17 protein-coding genes are annotated in these 19,876 nt (G+C 63.4%); 14 read left to right on the forward strand and 3 right to left on the reverse strand.

All coding sequences use genetic code 11. The features are described from left to right. The first annotated feature begins 85 nt into the window (after positions 1-85). The 7 genes from NKH30_RS01845 (at position 86) to NKH30_RS01875 (ending at position 8,059) form a co-directional block, all read left to right on the forward strand. The gene (locus NKH30_RS01845) at positions 86-1,129 is read left to right on the forward strand and encodes a substrate-binding domain-containing protein (protein WP_352993964.1); all 1,044 of its coding nucleotides are present in this window, start codon (positions 86-88) and stop codon (positions 1,127-1,129) included. Positions 1,130-1,165: 36 nt separating this feature from the next. Continuing rightward, positions 1,166-2,434: an ABC transporter substrate-binding protein gene (locus NKH30_RS01850; RefSeq protein ID WP_352993967.1), complete on the forward strand. Its 1,269-nt coding sequence runs from the start codon at positions 1,166-1,168 to the stop codon at positions 2,432-2,434. A gap of 75 nt (positions 2,435-2,509) precedes the next feature. Continuing rightward, positions 2,510-3,355 (forward strand): carbohydrate ABC transporter permease, encoded by an 846-nt coding sequence (locus tag NKH30_RS01855; RefSeq protein WP_352993969.1) that lies wholly within the window; start codon positions 2,510-2,512, stop codon positions 3,353-3,355. After that, positions 3,352-4,194, forward strand: coding sequence for a carbohydrate ABC transporter permease (locus NKH30_RS01860; protein ID WP_352502993.1), 843 nt, complete (start codon positions 3,352-3,354; stop codon positions 4,192-4,194). Before NKH30_RS01855 ends, NKH30_RS01860 begins: the two co-directional genes overlap by 4 nt. 21 nt (positions 4,195-4,215) lie before the next feature. Beyond that, entirely contained in the window at positions 4,216-5,256 is a 1,041-nt protein-coding gene (locus tag NKH30_RS01865; protein WP_352455248.1) for an ABC transporter ATP-binding protein, read from the forward strand. Between the two features lie 32 nt (positions 5,257-5,288). After that, entirely contained in the window at positions 5,289-6,563 is a 1,275-nt protein-coding gene (locus NKH30_RS01870) for an amylo-alpha-1,6-glucosidase (RefSeq protein WP_352472249.1), read from the forward strand. 80 nt (positions 6,564-6,643) lie between these two features. Then, positions 6,644-8,059 (forward strand): FAD-binding oxidoreductase, encoded by a 1,416-nt coding sequence (locus NKH30_RS01875; RefSeq protein ID WP_352993972.1) that lies wholly within the window; start codon positions 6,644-6,646, stop codon positions 8,057-8,059. A 35-nt stretch (positions 8,060-8,094) separates the two neighbouring features. On the opposite strand, the gene NKH30_RS01880 is transcribed toward NKH30_RS01875, so the two are convergent. From NKH30_RS01880 to NKH30_RS01890, 3 genes are all read right to left on the reverse strand, one after another. Beyond that, positions 8,095-9,024 (reverse strand): pseudouridine-5'-phosphate glycosidase, encoded by a 930-nt coding sequence (locus NKH30_RS01880; RefSeq protein ID WP_023676041.1) that lies wholly within the window; start codon positions 9,022-9,024, stop codon positions 8,095-8,097. Positions 9,025-9,036: 12 nt separating this feature from the next. After that, entirely contained in the window at positions 9,037-10,146 is a 1,110-nt protein-coding gene (locus NKH30_RS01885) for a carbohydrate kinase (protein WP_352472247.1), read from the reverse strand. Positions 10,147-10,358: 212 nt separating this feature from the next. After that, positions 10,359-11,207, reverse strand: coding sequence for a MurR/RpiR family transcriptional regulator (locus tag NKH30_RS01890; protein WP_352472245.1), 849 nt, complete (start codon positions 11,205-11,207; stop codon positions 10,359-10,361). A gap of 187 nt (positions 11,208-11,394) precedes the next feature. Here NKH30_RS01890 and murA point away from each other — a divergent pair, with 187 nt between their 5' ends. The 7 genes from murA (at position 11,395) to NKH30_RS01925 (ending at position 19,845) form a co-directional block, all read left to right on the forward strand. Continuing rightward, positions 11,395-12,651, forward strand: coding sequence for a UDP-N-acetylglucosamine 1-carboxyvinyltransferase (murA, locus tag NKH30_RS01895; RefSeq protein ID WP_352502988.1), 1,257 nt, complete (start codon positions 11,395-11,397; stop codon positions 12,649-12,651). After that, positions 12,648-13,538: a glucosamine kinase nucleotide-binding domain-containing protein gene (locus tag NKH30_RS01900; protein ID WP_352472242.1), complete on the forward strand. Its 891-nt coding sequence runs from the start codon at positions 12,648-12,650 to the stop codon at positions 13,536-13,538. The genes murA and NKH30_RS01900 overlap by 4 nt, the downstream gene beginning before the upstream one ends. Before the next feature lie 184 nt (positions 13,539-13,722). Further along, positions 13,723-14,646, forward strand: a complete 924-nt coding sequence (murQ, locus tag NKH30_RS01905) for an N-acetylmuramic acid 6-phosphate etherase (RefSeq protein WP_352819165.1) — start codon at positions 13,723-13,725, stop codon at positions 14,644-14,646. Between the two features lie 100 nt (positions 14,647-14,746). Then, complete coding sequence (locus NKH30_RS01910) at positions 14,747-16,267, forward strand: ABC transporter substrate-binding protein (protein WP_352993975.1); 1,521 nt, start codon at positions 14,747-14,749, stop codon at positions 16,265-16,267. Between the two features lie 34 nt (positions 16,268-16,301). Beyond that, complete coding sequence (locus tag NKH30_RS01915; RefSeq protein WP_352452397.1) at positions 16,302-17,261, forward strand: ABC transporter permease; 960 nt, start codon at positions 16,302-16,304, stop codon at positions 17,259-17,261. Then, positions 17,261-18,100 (forward strand): ABC transporter permease, encoded by an 840-nt coding sequence (locus NKH30_RS01920; protein WP_352452396.1) that lies wholly within the window; start codon positions 17,261-17,263, stop codon positions 18,098-18,100. The genes NKH30_RS01915 and NKH30_RS01920 overlap by 1 nt, the downstream gene beginning before the upstream one ends. Continuing rightward, positions 18,097-19,845, forward strand: coding sequence for an ABC transporter ATP-binding protein (locus NKH30_RS01925; protein WP_352993978.1), 1,749 nt, complete (start codon positions 18,097-18,099; stop codon positions 19,843-19,845). Before NKH30_RS01920 ends, NKH30_RS01925 begins: the two co-directional genes overlap by 4 nt. The last annotated feature ends 31 nt before the right edge of the window (positions 19,846-19,876 follow it).

Below are 19,876 nucleotides of genomic sequence, written 5' to 3' on the forward strand. Positions count from 1 at the left end.
AATAACACCGACCATGCGCATTTAAAACGTTTGCAATTTGGATTGGACGCATTACAAACGTTTCAAACTTCGTTCGGGAGAAACGATGCCGGCCCGCGTTACCACCCTCAAGGAACTTGCTGCGCAGCTCGGCCTGTCGATTACCACCGTTTCGCGCGCCCTTGCCGGCCACGTGCAGATCGCCTTGAAAACGCGCCAACGTGTCGCCGAGGCTGCGCATCAGGCCGGCTATGTGCCGAACACCGCAGCCCGCACGCTGGTCTCCGGCCGCAGCGGCTTTGTCGGCATGGTGCTTCCGATCCGCGGCCCCAATCTGGTCGACTCCTTCCTCGGTGAATTCGTCACAGGGCTCGGCGAAGGGCTGGTTTCGCACGGCTCCGACCTGATCCTGGCCGCAGCGGCGCAGGGCCAGTCGGAACTTTCCGTGCTTCGCCATGTCGTCGAATCGGGCCGCGCCGACGGGGTCGTCGTCACCCGCATCGCCGAGGTCGACGAGCGGCTTGCCTATCTGCGCCAGCGCAATTTCCCGTTCGTCGCGCATGGCCGGCTGCTCGACGGCGACTTTGCCTACCATTGGCTCGATACCGATGGCGCGCATGCTTTCGGCGAGGCCTTCGACATGCTCTACGATCTCGGACACCGCCATTTCGGCCTGGTGACGATTTCGGAGCCGATGACATTTCGCCATCTCAGGCAGGACGGGCTCGCCGCCGCGATCGCCCGCCGGGGCGATCCGTCCGTCAGTCTCGATGTGGCGACGGCGCCGCGTTTCGATCGCGGTGCCCGCATCCAGGCAATCAACCGGCTTCTGCACGCCACCGAGCGGCCGACGGCGATTGTCGCACTGTTCGACGAGCTGGCGCTGACTGTGATGGAAGAGGCGGGGCGCGCCGGACTTGCCATTCCTCGCGACCTTTCGGTGATCGGCTTCGACAACATAGCCGCTTCCGCCTATGCGCCGCCGGGGCTGACCACTTTCGACGCCTCGATCCGCCAGTGCGCGCGCGAGATCGGCGAGATGCTGCTGACCGTCATCGGCGACAGGCCGGACGCGCCACTGACGCGGCTGGTCCGGCCGACACTTGTCTCGCGGGCAAGCCATGGCCCGGCACCCACAGGACGGAACTGACGCCTTAGCGGCGCACAACCAGGGAGGAAGACGACGATGAATGCGTTGAGGACATTGGCAAGTGCGGTGCTGGCGTTGTCGCTTGCTGCCGGCGCAGCACAAGCCCAGCAGGTGTTGTTCTGGTCGACACAGGCGCGACCAGTGGAAGAGACACAGAAGATGCGCAGCGAAGTGCTGAAGGGGTTTGACGGCCAGGTCGACTATCAGGTCGCCGAGGACGGGCCCTGGCTCACCCGCCTTCAGGCCGAACTGCAGGCCGGCGCCGGCACCATAGGCGTGCTCGGCGGCCTGCACGGAGACTTCTCCACCGTCGGCGCGAACCTTGTCGATCTCTCTGGCATCGATCTCGGTGGCGTCACGGTCAACGAGACCTACAAGAAGCTCGGCATGCTCGGCACCGGCGAGCAGAAGTACCTGCCATGGATGCAGGCCACCTTTCTGATGGCGGCCAACAAACAGGCGCTGCAATATCTGCCGGCCGGCACCGATCTCAACACCATCACTTATGACCAACTGATCGAGTGGGCGAAAAACATCGCTGAAAAGACCGGTTCGCCCAAATTCGGTTTTCCGGCCGGCCCGAAAGGGCTGAAGCACCGTTTCTTCGAGGGTTTTCTCCTTCCATCGTATACCGGCTCAATGGTGACGAAGTTCCGCTCGGCGGAGGCCGAGACGGCGTGGAATAAGCTCAAGGACTTGTGGCAATACACCAACCCGAATTCGACCAACTATGCCTTCATGCAGGAGCCGCTGCTGACCGGCGAAGTCTGGGTGGCATTCGATCACGTGGCGCGCCTCGCCGACGCCTTCAACCAGAAACCCGACGAGTTTGTCGCCTTCCCGGCGCCGGCTGGCCCGGCAGGCCGCGGCTACATGCCGGTGGTGGCCGGTGTCGCTATCCCGAAGACCTCGCCTGACATGGACAAGGCCAAGGCGCTGGTCGCCTATATGCTGAAACCGGAAACCCAGATCGCGACGCTGAAGGCGACAAACTTCTTCCCGATCGTCGACGTCAAGCTGCCCGACGACATGCCGGCCTCGGTGAAGGCCTTCAGCCCAGTGATCGCCACCATGACCGGAGCTCCCGATGCGTTGCCGGCGCTGCTGCCGATGGGACTTGGCGGCCTCGGCGGCAAGTTCAATCAGATCTACACCGACAGCTTCGAGCGCATCGTGCTCGGCGGCGAGGATGTGCACGGCGTGCTCGACGAACAGGCGACGGCGCTGAAAGCGATCATCGAACAGGCGAAGGCGCCGTGCTGGGCGCCCGACAAGCCCTCGCAAGGCGCCTGCCCGGTCGATTAAGAATCCTCCCGGGCGTCCGGATTTCCAGCGCGCCGGGCGCCCACCCCTTTTGAAGCTTCGAATAGAGAGCGCTCCATGCACAGCAAGGCCCTGCCCTATCTGCTGCTGACACCGGCGACGCTGTTCCTCTGCGTCTTCTTCCTCTACCCGTTCGTGTTGGTCGCCTTCGAGGCGTTCACCCGCGACGGCGGCTTTACGCTCGACAATTTCCGCACCATGGCGGGCAGCTGGAAGTTTCCGGTCACTGTCCGCAACACGCTACTGCTGAGCGTCGTCGTCGTGCCGATTCAGCTGGTTATGGCACTGCTGATGGCAACCGCGGTGTCGCGGCTCGAAACGGGACGCAGCGCCGCGCTTTATATCTTCGCCATTCCGCTCGGCATCTCCGATCTGGCCGCCGGGCTGATCTGGCTCGCCATCTTCGACCCGTCCGGCTTCCTGAACACCTTGCTCTCCAATCTCGGCGTCATCGACAGCCCGGTCATGTTCCTCGGCTACCAGAGCAAGCTGACGATCTTCATCGCCGTGGCGCTGGCCGAGATCTGGCGCGCGACCGCCATCATGATGGTCATTCTGGTCGCCGGCATGGGGCTGATCCCCCGGGAATACTACGAGGCGGCGGAGGTTTTTGGCGCTAGCCCGTGGAAGCGCTTCATCAAGATCACGCTGCCTCTGCTGCGCCCAAGCCTGCAGACGGCGATCATCCTGCGCGTCATCCTTGCCTTTGAGGTCTTTGCCGTGGTTGCAGCACTCGGCGGCACCAATCTGCCGGTGCTGATGGGCGAGACCTACAATTGGCAGTTCACGCTGCAGGACCACAATGTCGCCGCCGCCATGGCGCTGTTCATGCTCGCCATCTCGATCGGTTTCACACTGTTCTTCCTGCGTGTGCTGCGTGTGCCGAAGGAGGCGCGGATATGAGCACCGTCGCGGAGCTGTCGATCGCCGCGCCTGCGGCCCGCAAAGCCGGCAACTGGCTGCTGGTCGCAACGGTCATCCTGCTTTGCGTCTGGGTGCTGCTGCCGATCTATCTGCTGATCGTCAACGCGCTGTCGTCGCCGGAAGAGGTGACCGCCTTTCCCAAGCGCTTCTTCCCGTCATTCGATTTCGGCAGCCTTTCTTTCTTCATCAATTTCGCCGGCGTCGCCAAGGCGCTGTGGAACTCCGTTCTCGTCGCCACGCTGACGATGCTCCTCTCGATCGGCTTCGGCGCACCCGCGGGCTACGCACTGTCGCGCTTCGATTTCCCAGGCAAGGAAACGTTCCGTTTCCTCGTGCTGATGACCCGCGCCTTCCCGCTGCCGCTGCTGGCGCTGCCGCTGGCGGTGATGTTCATCCGCACCGGCCTCGACGACACCGCGATCGGGCTGGCGCTGGTCCACACCACGCTGGCGCTGCCGTTTGCGGTGCTGATCACCTTCTCGCTGTTCTCCGGCATTCCCGTCGAGTTGGAGGAGGCGGCCTGGACGCTCGGCTGCACGAGATTGCAGGCATTCCGAAAAGTCATTCTGCCGCTGGCGCTGCCGGGCATCGCGGCGTCCGCGGTGTTTGCCTTCACCATCTCCTGGAACGAGGTGTTTGCCGCCGCCGTGCTCACCATCGAGAACCGGACGCTGACCGCCTTCCTGCTGCAGAGCCTTGGCGAATCGCCGCTCTACCTCAAATTCACCGGCGGTGCTGCCTTGGTTATCCCGGCACTGATCTTCATTTTTGCCGTCCGCAAATATCTGTTCGCCATGTGGGGGATCGCCAATCGATGACGCGCACAAAAGAGAACGCCGATGGCTGAGATCGTCATCAAGCAGGTGGCAAAACGTTTCGGCGGCTTCACCGCGCTGCATTCGATCGACCTGACCATCGCCGACCAGGAATTCATGGTGCTGCTCGGCGCCTCGGGTTGCGGCAAGACCACGCTGCTGAGGATCGTCGCCGGGCTGGAAACGCCAAGCCAGGGCGAGGTCTGGATCGGCGGCCGTCGCGTCGACCATCTGCCGCCGCGCGAACGCGGCATCGCTATGGTGTTCCAGAATTACGCCGTGTTTCCGCACCTGACGGTATTCGAGAATATCGCCTTCGGCCTGCGCATGAAGAAGCTGCCGCAGCAGGAGGTCGACGGGCGCGTCAACCGCACCGCCGAGCTAATGCATATCGAACAGCTTTTGAAGCGCTATTCGGGCCAGCTTTCCGGCGGTCAGCGCCAACGCGTGGCTGTGGCCCGCGCCCTGGCGATGGAGCCTGACGTGATCTTGATGGACGAGCCGCTGTCCAACCTGGACGCGCTGCTGCGGCTCGAAATGCGCGCCGAGCTCAAAGGTGTGCTCGCGGCGTCCAAGACCACCACCATCTACGTTACCCACGACCAGGTCGAGGCGATGAGCCTTGCCGACCGCATCGCCGTCATGCATCAGGGCCGTATCGTCCAGGCCGCCTCGCCGGTAGAGGTCTACCGCAATCCGGCGGCCCGCTTCGTCGGCTCCTTCATCGGCAACCCGCCGATGAATTTCATCCCGGCGACGAAGACGGCCGACGGCAGTTGGACCGTCGCCGGGCTGACGCTGCCCGGCCCCAAATCGGACAAGCAGACGATAGAATTCGCCATTCGCCCCGAGGATGTGGACGCCGGCAACGAAGGTATTAACGCCACCGTGCGCGTTGTCGAGCCGCTCGGACCGCACACGCTAGTCACCTGCGACGTCGAGGGCGGCCTGTTCCGCGCCATCCTCGAATCGAATGCCACGGTCGCCGTCGGCGATCACTTGCGGCTTTCGCCCAAACCCGATCGCATCCGCTGGTTCGATCCCGAAACCACCAACGCCCTTTGATCCCCTTCGATTCTGAAAGTACGAACGCGCCGATGATATCTCTTGCTGTCGACGAAACCATCGCCCGCGCCGTCGAGGTGCTCAGGGAAAATGACCAAGGCACCTACACCATACCGACCAAGGGCCTCTACCCGTTTCAGTGGAACTGGGATTCCTGCCTGACCGCGCTCGGCCTTGCCCACTATGACGAGGCGCGCGCCTGGACCGAGATCGACACGCTGTTCGCCCACCAATGGCCAGACGGCATGGTGCCGCACATCGTCTTCCATGTCTGGAGCGACGGCTATTTCCCCGGGCCGGAGGTCTGGCGAACCAATCGCCCGACTGCCACCTCCGGCATCACCCAGCCGGCGGTCGCCGGCTTTGCCGTGCGCCGCTTGTTCGACCAGGCCAAGGACAAGACCCTGGCGGCCGAGCGCGCCCGCGCGCTGCTGCCGAAAATCGACGCCTGGCACCGCTGGTTCTACGAAAATCGCGACCCGGACGGCGAAGGGCTGGTCGCCATAATCCACCCATGGGAGTCCGGCCGCGACAACTCGATCGACTGGGACGAGGCGTTCGAGCGCGTGCCGACCGAAGGCGTCGAGCCCTACACCCGCCGCGACATCCTGCACGCCGATCCGGCGCATCGTCCAACCAAGGCACAGTATGACCGCTATGTCTGGCTGTTGCAGCATTTCCGCGGGCTTGGCTGGGATAATGCCCGGCTGCACGATGCCTCGCCATTCCAGGTCGTCGATCCCGGCTTCAACGCCATCCTGATCCGTTCCGCCGCCGACCTTGCCGATCTCGCCGAGGCACTTGGCGAAACCGAAATCGCAGAAGCCAATCGCGCCCGTGCCGAAAAGGGGCTTTCGGCAATGGAACGGCTGTGGAGCGACGCGCATGGCCAGTACATTTGTTTCGACCGAGTGGCCGGAAAGCATGTTGACAGCGCGTCGGTCGGCGGCATTCTGTCGGTATTTTCGGCCATCCCGGAAAGCCGGGCAGCGACCATCGCTGCAACGATCGAGCGCATCGCCGGCAAAGCGCGTTACATCGTCCCGTCGCATGATCCTGAGGATGGGCGCTTCGACCCAAAGCGCTACTGGCGCGGCCCGGTCTGGCTGGTGGTCAACTACATGATCGCCGACGGCCTTGCCGCCGCCGGCCACAGCCAAATCGCACAACGCATCACGCAATCCAGTCTCGAGCTGATCGCCGAGAGCGGTTTTGCCGAATATTACGATCCCCTCAGCGGCGAGCCGCTCGGCGGCAATCGCTTCACCTGGACCGCGGCAATGGTGATCGAGTTTTTGAAAGGCTGAGCGCCGGCCGCGATTGGCAGTCCCGCAAGGTTTGACAAATAGCAGTCCGTGTCTATCGTCGGCTGTTACAGGAGCGGCGCATGACCACAACATCCGTGAGCGCTCGGCCCCGACTGACCGGCGAACTCCTGTCCCGGCTGGAAAAGCGGCTGGATCGATCAGCGATTGTCTCGGCTGAGGAGGCCGGACCACGCTACCGGGAAGATCCTGACGGCAAGGACGGCGCGCCGCCGGCGATCGTCTTGCGTCCACGTACGACCGGCGAGGTCTCGGACATTCTGCGCCTGTGCAACGAGGCCGGGCAGAGGCTCGTCGTTCAGGGTGGCCGCACCGGGCTTGCCGGCGGCGCTCGCATCCAACCCGGCGAAGCGGTGCTGTCGCTGGAGCGCATGACTTCCGTTGAAGCTCTCGACCGCGAGGCGGCGACCATCATCGCCGAGGCCGGCGCGCCGCTGCAAGCGGTGCAGGAAGCCGCCGATGCGGCCGGCTTGGTGTTCGGCGTCGACATCGGAGCGCGCGGCACGGCCACCGTCGGTGGCAATGTCGCCACCAATGCCGGCGGCATCCGTGTGCTGCGCTACGGCATGTACCGGGCGCAGGTGCTTGGGCTGGAAGCGGTGCTTGCCGACGGCAGTATCCTGACCTCGCTCAACGGTTTGGCGAAGGACAACTCCGGCTACGACCTCAGTCAATTGTTCATCGGCAGCGAAGGCACGCTCGGCGTGGTCACGCGCGCATGCCTGCGCCTGCATCCGAAGCCGGCCACCGAGATCAACGCCTTCTGCGCGCTTGCTTCGCTGGACGCGGCGATCACGTTGCTTGCGCGGCTCAGGCGGAAGCTCGGGCCCTTGCTATCGGCGTATGAGGTGAATTTCGCACCGCTTTACGGCGCCATGATCGCCGGCATGGAGGCGCCGGCGCCGCTGCCGGTCGGCTCACCCGTCTATGTACTGGCCGAAATACAGGGCAGCGAGCCGGACCGCGACGCCGAACGCTTTGCCGCGGTGCTGATGCAGGCGGTTGAGGATGGCCTGATCGACGACGTGGTCGTCTCGCAATCGCCGCGCGAATTCCGGGCGCTCTGGGCGGTGCGCGAGGAGGCCAACCGTTTCCTGTTTTCGATGGCAGGCCTGATCGGCGTCGATATCAGCATCCCACTGGCGAGAATGGCGACTTTCCTGGGCGAAACAGAAGCCGGCATCAGGGCCGTCGACCCTGGCGCCGACATCTACGTCTTCGGCCATCTCGGCGACGGCAATCTGCATTACCAGGTCCGCACCGCGGATCCGGCGGCCGCATACGGGATCATCTACCGGGGTGTGGCCGCGGCTGGCGGCGGCGTCTCGGCCGAGCATGGCATCGGCCTGGACAAGAAGGAATGGCTGCACCTTGTGCGCAGCGACGCCGAGATCGCGGCCATGCGGCGCCTGAAGGCAGCCTTCGACCCGAACAACATCCTCAATGCCGGGCGCATCTTCGACCTCGCGCCGGGCTGAAATCGAAGGCCGGTAGCGCTGGCCGGATGCTGTCTCTATCTGGTCGCGCTCTTCAATTCCGCATGCGCCACGGCGATGCGGGCAGCAAGCGCGGCGTTGTTGCGGACCAGCGCGATGTTGGCCTTCAGGCTGCGGCCTTGCGAAAGCTCATTGATGCGTGCGAGCAGAAACGGCGTCAGTTCCTTGCGCCCGATGCCGCGCTTCTCGGCCTCAGCCACGGCCGCTGCGATCGTGCCGTCGATGAACGCCGGATCGAGCGCGTCCGCTTCGGGGATAGGGTTGGCGACGAGAATGCCGGTGCCGGATTCCATCTCGTCATGCAGCAGCATGGCTCGCGCGATCTCGTCGGGCGTGTCGAGGCGATGATCGGCCTTGAGCCCGCTGGAGCGGGTGTAGAAAGCCGGAAAATCATCGCTCCCATAGGCGATCACCGGCACGCGCTGAGTTTCCAGATATTCCAGCGTCTTCGCAATATCGAGGATCGACTTAACTCCGGCGCAGACGACGGTCGTGCCGGTTTGGCCGAGTTCGGTCAGGTCGGCGGAGATATCGAAAGTGGCTTCGGCGCCGCGATGCACGCCGCCCACGCCGCCGGTCGCAAAAATGCCGATCCCGGCTAAAGCGGCGATCCGCATCGTCGCCGAGACGGTGGTTCCGGCCGAGCCGCCGCGCACCATGATGGCGGCGAGATCGCGCCCGGAAGCCTTGACCACGCCCTTTGCCGCTGCCAGCTCTTCCAGTTCACGGTCGTCGAGGCCAACCTTGATCTTGCCGGCGACCACTGCGATCGTGGCGGGCACGGCGCCGTTTTCACGCACTACGGTCTCGACCCCACGGGCAGTTTCCAGATTGGCCGGATATGGCATGCCGTGGGTGATAATCGTTGATTCCAATGCCACCACCGCGCGGCCTTCATCAAGCGCAGCAGCGACTTCATCGTTCAGGTGGACAAGGAAAGGTTTCATATCATCTCGCTTTCAGGCAGGAATGCGGTACGTGCCGGCGGCAAGGAAGCGCGGCGACAGATCGGGATGGACGCTGGATTCGCTCTCGGTGGTCAGTGTGGCAAGCAGCGCGCCGGTGCGCACGGCATGAGCGACCGGCTCACCCGAAAGCACCTTGTAGAGTGTGCCGGCGATCATCGCGTCACCGGCGCCGGTGATATCGACGGGCTGCGCCGGGACGGAGTGCATGGTCGTCACACCGCTCTCAGTCGCAACGGCAAATCCATGCGCGCCCACGGTCACGATCACCTCGCCGGCGCCGGCCGCGCGCAGCGCTGCCGCTGCTTGCTCCGGCGTCAGCCGCCTGTCGGCATCCGTCATGCCGAGCATCGTATTGGCCTCGTCATGATTGGTGAACAGAAGATCGATGCCGGTCAGGTCCTTCGGCAGGCGCGCTGATTTCGGCGCCGATACCGTGTCGACCGCGAGCTTGAAGCGCGCACCCTGCTTTCGCGACATCAGTGCTGCGAGGGTCGCGGCCGGCAGATTGCAGTCGATGAACACCCATGTCGCCGAAGCCAGATGCGGCCAGAAGCGGTCGAGATAGGACGACGAAAACAGATCGAAGATCTCCATGTCGGCAATGCCGAGCACGAGGTCGTTGTTGCGGTCGAGGATGGCCGCGTATTCCGCCGTCGGCCGTTCCGTGGTGGTGATGACCTGGCTGACATCGGCGCCGAGGTCGCGAAGATGCCGCACTAGCGAGCGGCCGGTTTCATCCTCGCCGACGATCGAGACGAAGCTTATGTCGACGCCGAGGCGGGCAAGGTTTTCGGCGACGTTGCGGGCAACCCCGCCGAAGCTGCGATAGCCGTCGACCGGGTTCGACGTCTCGAAAATCAGATCCTTCTTGGCGTGGTATTTGCGGTCGAGCACCGCGCCGCCGACGCAGACCATGCGCTTGGACGTCGGCAAGACGTAACCACGGCCGAGAATGTATCCCTTGTTGACGAGTTGCACGATGTGGGCCGCAACCGTCGAGCGGGCGATGCCGAGCACCGTTGCTATGTCCTGCTGGCCGGCGAATGGGTTCGCGGCAATGAGGTCGAGAACCGCTTGTTCCTGTGCTCCAAGGTCGTCCATTGTCTCACCCGGCCCGCCAAATTCGAGGCTGAATGTTGATATAACAACAGATGCTGCTGTCAACAGTTGTTTGGACCTGGGCATTTCCGGTCGGGTGCCCACATTTGGTCAGGCCACTTGTGTCGACCTATCGGACGCGCTCGCGCTGAAGGCCCTACGGCGCGGGCATTTCTCCGAGAACAGGGAGCCTTAACGCGAGACTGCGAACACCACTAAGCCTTCAGCACCGAGACGGCCAATTCGCTGTTGTGGACGTATTCGTTGGCGTCAGGCTGCTTCTGCACGAGCAGGATGAACAGCAGGTCGGTCAGCGTCAGTTGTGCATCACGCGCAGTTATCGATGACGAGCGCGCGCGCTCTTCATCGGCGATCGTGTGGAGGCGAATGTCGGCAACCCGGCTCAGCGGATTGTCGCGAAGTCCGGTGACGGCGATCACGGTGGTGCCACGTTTGCGGGCAAGTTCAGCTATCCGCAGGGTTTCGATGCTCGCCCCGGAATAGGAGAGCGCGAACAGCACGTCACCTCTTCCAAGCGTCGAGACATTGGCCATTTGCACATGGCTGTCGCTGTCGTGCAGCACGTTGCGGCCGAGTTTCATCAGCTTGTAGGAAAAATCGCGCGCCACCAGCGAGGATGCGCCGACGCCGGCCAAATGAATGCGGCGCGCACCATTCAATGCTTCGAGGGCCTTGCCGATTTCCTGCTCGGTGTTGGCCGCGACGGTCTGCTGCATCGACAAAAGCTTGCTGCCGATCAGCTTGCGCAGGATGACCAGATAGCTGTCGCCGACCTCGATCGAACCGTGGATCATGCCGGCCGGCACGTGCCATTCCTGCGACTTGGCCTCGCTGACGGCGAGCTTAAGCTCCTGATAGCTGGAATAGCCGAGCTTCTGGCTGAACTTGACGACGCTCGACTGGCTGCGGCCGATCTCGGCGGCAAGCGCCGCCGTCGACAGGCGGAGCATCTGGTCGGGATTATCGACGATATACTGACCGATCTCGCGGTCGCCGGGCGCCATGACTTCGAGCTTGGCCTCGATCTTCTTCAGGACGGACATGCGTTCCCCCATTGCCTGTCATAGACAACGCCAAGCCAAGGAATAAATTATTCCGCCTCTGATTGACAGCCAAGAATGAACCATCAAATCTCGACTGGTGCGGTTGCGGCCCAGCCTTCGGGCATGTCGACGATTCGGACATGAAAAGATCGTAGACTCGCCGACAGCTCGGGATTAGGTCAGAGCCATGGACAAATTGCGGATCGTCGGCGGGCACAGGCTTGAGGGCGCGGTGACGATCTCCGGCGCCAAGAACGCGGCCTTGCCGCAAATAGCGGCGGCGTTGCTCAGCCCCTATCCGCTGCAGCTGACCAACCTGCCTGAGGTGACGGATATCGACAACATGCTTGGCGTCGTCGGCCTTCATGGGGCCGAAGTCACCAGATCGGCGCATGCCGCCACAATCGATACCAGTGCTGCCGCTTCCAGGGAGACAAGCTACGATACCGTCAGGCGCATGCGCGCGACGGTGCTGGTTCTCGGTCCACTGCTTGCCCGCTTCGGCCATGCCCGGGTCTCGCTGCCTGGCGGCTGCGCGATCGGCGCACGGCCGGTCGACATGCATGTCGCCGCACTTGCCGCACTTGGCGCCGATATCGCGATCGAAAACGGACTGATCGTCGCGTCTGCGCCGGGCGGACTGAAAGGCGCGCGCATCGTTTTGAGCTCGCCGTCGGTCGGCGCGACCGAAACGGCGATGATGGCGGCGACGACGGCAAACGGCGAGACCGAGATCCTCAACGCGGCCCGCGAGCCGGAGGTGGCCGATCTTGCCGCCTGCCTGAACGACATGGGCGCGCGGATCGAGGGCGCCGGCACGCACCGCATCCTGATCGGGGGCAGCACAGACTGGCGCGCCGCCACGCACGACATCATTCCGGACCGGATAGAGGCCGGCACCTATGCCGTCGCAGCGGCCGTCACCGGCGGTCAGCTCGAGCTGACCCACGCGCGGCTCGAGCACATGGCATCCGTCGTCCAGCTGCTCGAAGCAGCCGGTGTGAAAATATGGCCGGGCGACCGCGGGCTGATCGTATCGAGAGACGGGCCGCTCAAGGCGGTCGACGTGACGACGGAGCCCTATCCGGGCTTTCCGACCGATCTCCAGGCGCAGTTCATGGCGTTGATGTGCTGTGCCGAGGGCGCTTCGCTGTTGCGCGAGACGATCTTCGAGAACCGCTTCATGCATGTGCCTGAACTAATGCGGCTCGGCGCCAATATCAAGCTGCAAGGCACCATGGCGCTGGTGCGCGGAGGCGAGAAGCTGAAGGGCGCGCAAGTGATGGCGACCGACCTACGCGCCTCCGTCTCGCTGGTGCTAGCAGCGCTGGTGTCGGAGGGCGAGACGACGATCAATCGCGTCTATCATCTCGACCGCGGGTACGAGCAGTTGGACCGCAAGCTCCGGCTGTGCGGCGCCCAGATCGAACGAATAAGGCAATGAGTGCCGGTCGGGCGTCTCCGCATTATTTCCTGGGCGTCGATGGCGGCGGAACCGGCTGCCGGGCGCGTATCGAAGACGAGGCAGGAACCGTGCTCGGGCAAGGCCTGTCGGGCCCGGCGACAACGCGACTCGGTATAGAGGTGGCCTGGGCCTCGATTGCCAAAGCCTTTGGCGCGGCGATCGAAGAGGGAGGGTTCACGGCGGCGGAAATCGCCAGGATCCGCGCGGGTATCGGTGTTGCCGGCATCGGCCGTAAGGGTGCGCTCGAGGCGTTTCATGGCATCGAACAACCCTTTGCGAGCATCGACTTCGTCAGCGACGGCGTCGCGGCTTGCCTTGGCGCGCATTCGGGTCAAGACGGCGCCATCGTCATAGCCGGGACCGGTTCGATCGGGCTCGGCTTTGTCGAAGGGCGCGACCTGCGCGTCGGCGGCTACGGTTTTCCGATTTCCGACGAGGGCAGCGGCGCCGATCTCGGACTGAAGGCAGTGCAGCTTGCCTTGCGAGCCCATGACGGTCGGCATGAGCGGACGGCGCTGCTGGCCGAGGTGATGCAGCGCTTCAAGGACGATCCGTTCGAGGCGGTGGCCTGGATGGACCGCGCCAGTGCGACGGACTATGCCGCCCTGGCGCCGATGGTGATCCGCCATGCCGATCAGGGCGATCCGGCCGGTCGGCGGATCGTGCAAGGCGCTGCCGAGCAGATCGACACCTTCGTGCGGGTGCTGTTCGAAAAAGGCGCGCCGCGGGTTACGCTGCTCGGAGGGTTGTCCAGCCCGCTTGAGCCATGGCTCGCTCCCGACGTCCGCCGACGGCTGAAGCCGGCCGACGGCGACGCGGTTTCGGGAGCCATAATCCTGGCCAGAAAATCCCTCTGCCGCCAGTGATGCCTTGCTCGCAAGGAATATAATATTCCTACTTTCCGTTGACACAGGGAATATCGAATTCTAAGAAGTTAACGAAACAGAACCGGCGCAGCCGGTACGGAGCCGACGGCCAGGTGCAGGCACTGGACGCCGCTTGCTGCGGGCATCACAGTCCTGCTCGCAGTCGCACTTGAAAGTAAGCGAAGTGGTCGAACAAGGGTTGATGTCGGAGCTGGAGCGGCTGGTTTCCGAGGACCGGAACCCGAAAACCATGGATATCGATCTGTTGCCGACCCTCGAGGTGCTGCGCAAGATCAATGACGAGGACAAAGGCGTTGCGGCAGCCGTCGAGAAGGTCATCCCCGACATTGCTGCGGCTGTGGACCGGATCGTGAGCGCGTTCCAGAACGGTGCACGCCTTGTCTATATGGGGGCTGGCACCAGCGGCCGGCTCGGCGTCCTCGACGCCTCGGAATGTCCGCCGACCTTTGGCGTACCCGAGGACATGGTGGTGGGCCTGATCGCCGGCGGCGTCGACGCGCTGGTGCACTCTGCGGAAGGCGCCGAGGACGATCCGAAACAGGGAATAAAGGCGCTGCAGGACATCAAGCTGACCGCCGACGACGTGGTGGTCGGCATCGCTGTCAGCGGACGCACACCTTATGTCATCGGCGGCCTGACCTATGCCAAGGAAGTGGGAGCCACCACCGTGGCGTTGTCCTGCAATCCTCGATCGACCATTGCCGGCATTGCCGATATTGGCATCTCTCCGGTGGTTGGCCCGGAGGTCCTCACCGGCTCGACCCGGCTGAAATCGGGAACCGCGCAAAAGCTGGTGCTCAATATGCTGTCCACCGCCAGCATGATCCGCATCGGCAAGAGCTATCAGAACCTGATGGTTGACCTCAATCCAAGCAACAAGAAGCTTGTAGCAAGGGCGGTCAGGATCGTGATGCAGACGACCGGCTGCGCGGCACAGCAGGCACGACAGGCACTCGACCAGACCGGCAATGATGTAAAACTGGCAATCCTGGTGACGATCACCGGCATGGGTGTCGAAGAAGCACGTAAGGCGCTTGCCAACGCGGGAGGTTTCCTGCGCAAGGCGATAGGCGAAAAGACGGTGTAAGACCGCATGGATACTGGGCCGATGGTCCGGGGCGTGTGTCCCTTTGAAGCGGTCCGGGGAACTGCAAGGCATCTGGTTTAACAATAATGGGAGAACGACAATGGTACGGCACATTGGCAAGAAACTGCTTTCCGGCATGACGCTCGCGGCAATGGTTGGCATCGCCGCGCTACCGGTGCAGGCGAGTGCGGCGACGCTGCATATGGCGTGGTCGCAGGACGCCACCGGTCTTGATCCGCACAAGCAGACCGCATTCTCCTCACTGCGGCTGCTGGAGCTGATCTACGAACCGCTGGTGCGGCTCGACGCAAACCTGCAAATCACGCCCGCGATTGCCGATTCATGGCAGTTCTCGCCGGACGGCAAGGAGCTGAGCTTCAAGCTCAATCCGAAAGCAAAATTCCAGAACGGCGCCGCCGTGACCTCGGCCGACGTCAAGGCATCGTTCGAGCGCATACTCGACGAGAAGACGGGTGCTGCGGCGCGCGCCAACTTTCTCTCGATCGCCAGCATCGACACGCCCGATCCAGCCACCGTCGTGTTCCACCTCTCGCAGCGGGACGTGCCGATCCTGACGGCGATGAGCGACGTCAATGCGGCGATCGTCCCGGCAAGCGAAATCGCGGCCGGCTCGATCGGCACGACAACGATCGGCTCGGGTCCGTTCAAGCTCGAAAAATGGGATCCGAATTCCAAGGAAGTGCTTGTCGCCAACAAGGACTGGGCAGGCGGCGCGACCGGCGTCGACGGCATCGATATCAGCGTGCTGCCGGACGAGACGGCAATCCTGGCGGCGATGCGCACCAAGCAGATCGATTTTGCCCTGCTCAACGATCCGCTTGTCGCCACGCTGGTGCCCAAGGAAGCCAGCCTGCAGTTGAACCGCGTGCCGGTGCTTGCCTATCACGTGCTGCAGCTCAATCCCTCCCGCAAGCCGATGACCGAACTCAAGGTGCGTCAGGCGATTTCCTGCGCCATCGACCGGCAGGAAGTGCTGGACACCGCCTCGCTCGGCGAAGGCAAGGTCACCGGCCCGCTGACCATCCCGGCACTGGCGACCGATCCGAAGCAGTTGTTCTGCTATAAGCGCGACATTGGGAAGGCCAAGCAGTTGATGGTCCAAGCCGGCTATGCCGACGGCTTTTCGGCGACCGTGATCGGCGCCACCGGCGAGCCGCCGACGGCAGCGGCGGAAGCCCAGGTGATCCAGTCGCAACTCGCAGAAATCGGCGTCAAGCTCGACATCAAGATGATGGAGCTCAACGTCTATGTCGACGCCTGGCTGAAGGGCGATTTCGACATGGCCGTCGCGCTGAACGGCGGCAGGGCCGATCCCTACACTATGTACAACCGCTACTGGACCAAGACGGGCAATCTGCAGAAGGTGGCGAACTATATCGACGACACGCTGGACAGTCTTATGCAGAAGGGCCGCACCGAGACCGACCCGGCAGCGCGCAAAGCGATCTTCGCCGACTTCGAGAAGCACATCACTGAGATGTCGCCCTGGATCTGGCTCTACACGTCCTACAGCTACACGGCACAGCAGAAGAATATCGCAGGATTCGAACCGGTGCCGACAGGCTCGCTGTTCAGCCTCGCCAAGGTGACGATCCAGTAGCTGCTTTGATGCCGGACGAGAGGATATTCTTCGCGTGAACTATCTGATGCGGCGACTGGCGACCTTCCCTCTCGTCCTGCTTGGCGTGTCCATCGTGGTGTTCCTGGCGATCCGGATGGTTCCGGGCGATTCGATCACGGCAATGCTGGGGACCGAAGCCGGCCTGCTGACGCCGCAGCAGCGCGATGCGCTTGCAGCTTATTTCGGCATCGACCAGCCCTGGTTCATCCAATACTGGCGCTGGCTGCTTGGTCTTTTCCAAGGTAATCTCGGCATTTCGTCCACCTATGGCAGGCCGGTGCTCGACGTCATCCTCGAGCGTTTCCCGCTAACGTTGGAACTCGCCCTGCTGTCGATGGTCATCGCCCTGCTTGTCGGTATGCCGGCGGGGATCTTTGCCGCCACCCATAACGAAAAGCTGTCCGACCTCGGCGTGCGCGTTGTCGCAATGATCGGGCAGTCGACGCCGAACTTCGTCCTTGCCCTGCTGATCATCTACACGCTGTCGGCGGGGTTTGGCGTTTTGCCGGCGATGGGCGAGTTTTCGCCGCTGTGGCAGGATCCGCTGCGCAATCTCGGCCAGCTGTTGCTGCCTGCGGTCACGCTTGGATTTGCCTTCGCGGCTTCGGTGACCCGCATATCGCGTTCGGCGATGCTCGATGTGCTCAGCGACGACTATGTCAGGACGGCGCGCAGCAAGGGCGTTTCGGCGCGCGGCGTCATCTGGCGGCATGCCTTGCCCAACGCGCTCATCCCGGTCGTGACACTGAGCGGCATAGAGTTCGGCTACCTCCTGGGCGGAGCTGTCATCGTCGAGCAGATTTATGCGCTGCCCGGTCTCGGCCGCATGGTGCTGGATGCCATCCTGCAGCGCGACTACGCGCTGGTGCAGGGAAGCGTGCTGTTCATCGCCTTCAACTTCATGATCGTCAATCTCCTCGTCGACCTTGCCTATGTCGCGCTCGACCCGCGTATCCGGCTAAGCGAGCACTGATGGCGACATTGCGGGCTATATTTGCGCATCCCAGTGGCCGCATCGGTGGTGCCATCGTTGCGCTTTATCTGCTGCTTGCCGTGCTTGGCATGCTGGGGCTGACGCCGCACAATCCGCTGACGCAGCACCGGGTCGAACGGCTGCATGCGCCTGACGGCACCTACTGGATGGGCACGGACCTGTTCGGCCGCGATGTCGCAAGTCGGCTGATGACCGGGATCGGCCAGTCCTTCATCGTGGCCTTCTTTTCGGTCGCCGTCGCGACACTGGCCGGCACAGTGCTCGGGCTGGCGGCAGCCTGGTTCGGGCGCCGCTGGGACGGCCTAGTGATGCGCATCATGGACGTTGTGCTGGCGTTCCCGGCGATCCTGCTGGCGCTGCTGATCGTCGCGGTTGCGGGACCGGGAACCTCGACCAGCGTCATTGCCATCGCCATCGTCTACACACCGATCTTCACGCGCGTCGTGCGAGGTCCGGCTCTGTCGCTCAAGGCGCGCGAATTCGTCGACGCGGCCCGCACGTTCGGCAGCAGTGCGGGCTATATCGTAACACGGCATCTGCTGCTCAATCTGGTGGCGCCACTGACGGTTCAGGTGACGCTGGCGCTGGCCTGGGCACTGCTGACCGAAGCCGGCTTAAGCTTCCTCGGGCTCGGCACGCAGCCGCCCGCCGCGTCGCTCGGCCTGATGCTGAGCGACAGCCGCAATCTGATGGAGACAGCTCCCTGGCTGATGATCTTCCCGGGCGTGGCGATCATGATCGGCATCCTCGGTTTCAACCTGCTCGGCGATGCGTTGCGCGATGTCCTCGACCCGAAGATGCGGAGATCGATCGCATGATCCCGCTGCTGTCCGTCAGCGGATTGCGCGTCGGCTTCGGCCGCAACCCGCAAGCCAATGAGGTCGTGCGCGGCGTCAGCTTCGATCTCGCCGACGGCGAAACGCTGGCCATCGTCGGCGAAAGCGGCTCGGGCAAATCGGTTACGGCGCTGTCGATCAATCGCCTTGTCGATTATGGCGGCGGCCGCATCACCGGCGGGTCGATCAAGCTGAGGCGGGCCGACGGCAGCACCTTCGACCTGACAGCCGCAGCCGAGCCGCAATTGACGAAGATCCGCGGGGGCGAAATCGGCATGATCTTCCAGGAGCCGATGACCTCGCTCAATCCGGTGCTGACCATTGGCTGGCAGATCGAGGAATCGTTTCGCCTGCATCGCGGCCTGACCGGACGACAAGCAACGGCGGCAGCCAAGGACGCGCTCGACCGCGTCCGTATTCCCGACGCAGCGAGGCGGCTGAAATACACGCCCAACCAGCTGTCGGGCGGCATGCTGCAGCGGGTGATGATCGCCATGGCGATTGCGTGCAACCCGCGCCTGCTCATTGCCGACGAGCCAACGACGGCGCTGGATGTTACGGTGCAGGCGCAGATCATGGCGCTGCTCGCCGAATTAAAGCAGGAAACCGGGATGTCGATGATCTTCATCACCCACGACATCGGTCTGGTTGCAGGCATCGCCGACAAGGTGATGGTGATGCAGGGCGGAGAAGCTGTCGAGCAGGGCGCATTGAACCAGATATTGGACGATCCGCGGCATCCCTATACGCGGCATCTGCTTCATGCGGTGCCGCATTTCGCCGGCGGCAGTGCCGCACGCAAGGACGTGCAACGCGAAACGCAAAAAGCTGCCGACCCGGCGCTGAAGGTCGATGGCCTCGTAGTGCGGTTTCCGGTCAAGGCTGGGTTTTTCAGCCGCGCCAGCGGTGCCGTGCACGCGGTGGACGGGGTGGATTTCGAGCTAATGCCGGGCGAGACATTGGCGGTCGTCGGCGAGAGCGGTTCCGGAAAGTCCACTACCGCCCGCGCGATTCTGGGGCTGGTGCGCCCGACGCACGGCACAATCTCGGCCAGCACGCGCAAGCCCGTCGCCGGGCAGAGCACCCTGCCCATGCAGATGGTGTTCCAGAATCCCTATGGCTCGCTCAATCCCAGACTCACCATCCAAAGCATCCTCGCAGAGCCTGTGATCGCTACCGGCGGACGGATAACTGCTGAAACGCGGGCGAAAATGGCCGCGCTGCTGAAACGCGTCGGCCTTCCGGAAAACAGCCTGCAGCGCTATCCGCACGAATTCTCCGGCGGCCAGCGGCAACGCCTGTGCATCGCTCGCGCGCTGATGCTCAATCCTTCGGTTGTCGTCCTCGACGAAGCGGTTTCGGCGCTCGATGTGTCGGTGCAGGCCAGGGTGTTGGAGCTTTTGATCGAGCTGCAGCGTGAATTCGGGCTGGCCTATCTGTTCATCTCGCATGACATGGCTGTCGTCGAGCGGATCGCCCATCGCATCGCGGTCATCTATGCCGGCCAGATTGTCGAGATCGGCGATGCCAGATCGGTGCTCTCGGAGCCGAAGCACTCCTATACCAAACAGCTTATCGCGGCCGTTCCTACTATAGACCGGCGGCATGAACGTTTCGAGTTGGACACGCGCCAGGTCCCCTCGCTCGTGCGTCCGCTGGGGTTTGAGCCGGGGCCGGCTAATTGGCAGCAATTCGGGCCGGATCATAGAGCACGGGTGGAAGTGTGATGATTGTCGCCCAAGGATACGAAAGGCCGGA

Origin of the sequence: Mesorhizobium sp. M1273 (genome assembly GCF_040318195.1) — a bacterium.
Classification (GTDB): Bacteria; Pseudomonadota; Alphaproteobacteria; order Rhizobiales; family Rhizobiaceae; genus Mesorhizobium.

Coding starts and splice junctions, on each gene's coding strand:
- NKH30_RS01850 (WP_352993967.1), top strand. CDS start 1,166: ATGAATGCGTTGAGGACATTGGCAAGTGCGGTGCTGGCGTTGTCGCTT.
- NKH30_RS01920 (WP_352452396.1), top strand. CDS start 17,261: ATGGCGACATTGCGGGCTATATTTGCGCATCCCAGTGGCCGCATCGGT.
- murA (WP_352502988.1), top strand. CDS start 11,395: ATGGACAAATTGCGGATCGTCGGCGGGCACAGGCTTGAGGGCGCGGTG.
- NKH30_RS01890 (WP_352472245.1), bottom strand. CDS start 11,207: ATGTCCGTCCTGAAGAAGATCGAGGCCAAGCTCGAAGTCATGGCGCCC.
- NKH30_RS01880 (WP_023676041.1), bottom strand. CDS start 9,024: ATGAAACCTTTCCTTGTCCACCTGAACGATGAAGTCGCTGCTGCGCTT.
- NKH30_RS01875 (WP_352993972.1), top strand. CDS start 6,644: ATGACCACAACATCCGTGAGCGCTCGGCCCCGACTGACCGGCGAACTC.
- NKH30_RS01860 (WP_352502993.1), top strand. CDS start 3,352: ATGAGCACCGTCGCGGAGCTGTCGATCGCCGCGCCTGCGGCCCGCAAA.
- NKH30_RS01870 (WP_352472249.1), top strand. CDS start 5,289: ATGATATCTCTTGCTGTCGACGAAACCATCGCCCGCGCCGTCGAGGTG.
- NKH30_RS01910 (WP_352993975.1), top strand. CDS start 14,747: ATGGTACGGCACATTGGCAAGAAACTGCTTTCCGGCATGACGCTCGCG.
- NKH30_RS01845 (WP_352993964.1), top strand. CDS start 86: ATGCCGGCCCGCGTTACCACCCTCAAGGAACTTGCTGCGCAGCTCGGC.
- NKH30_RS01885 (WP_352472247.1), bottom strand. CDS start 10,146: ATGGACGACCTTGGAGCACAGGAACAAGCGGTTCTCGACCTCATTGCC.
- NKH30_RS01900 (WP_352472242.1), top strand. CDS start 12,648: ATGAGTGCCGGTCGGGCGTCTCCGCATTATTTCCTGGGCGTCGATGGC.
- NKH30_RS01925 (WP_352993978.1), top strand. CDS start 18,097: ATGATCCCGCTGCTGTCCGTCAGCGGATTGCGCGTCGGCTTCGGCCGC.
- NKH30_RS01855 (WP_352993969.1), top strand. CDS start 2,510: ATGCACAGCAAGGCCCTGCCCTATCTGCTGCTGACACCGGCGACGCTG.
- NKH30_RS01865 (WP_352455248.1), top strand. CDS start 4,216: ATGGCTGAGATCGTCATCAAGCAGGTGGCAAAACGTTTCGGCGGCTTC.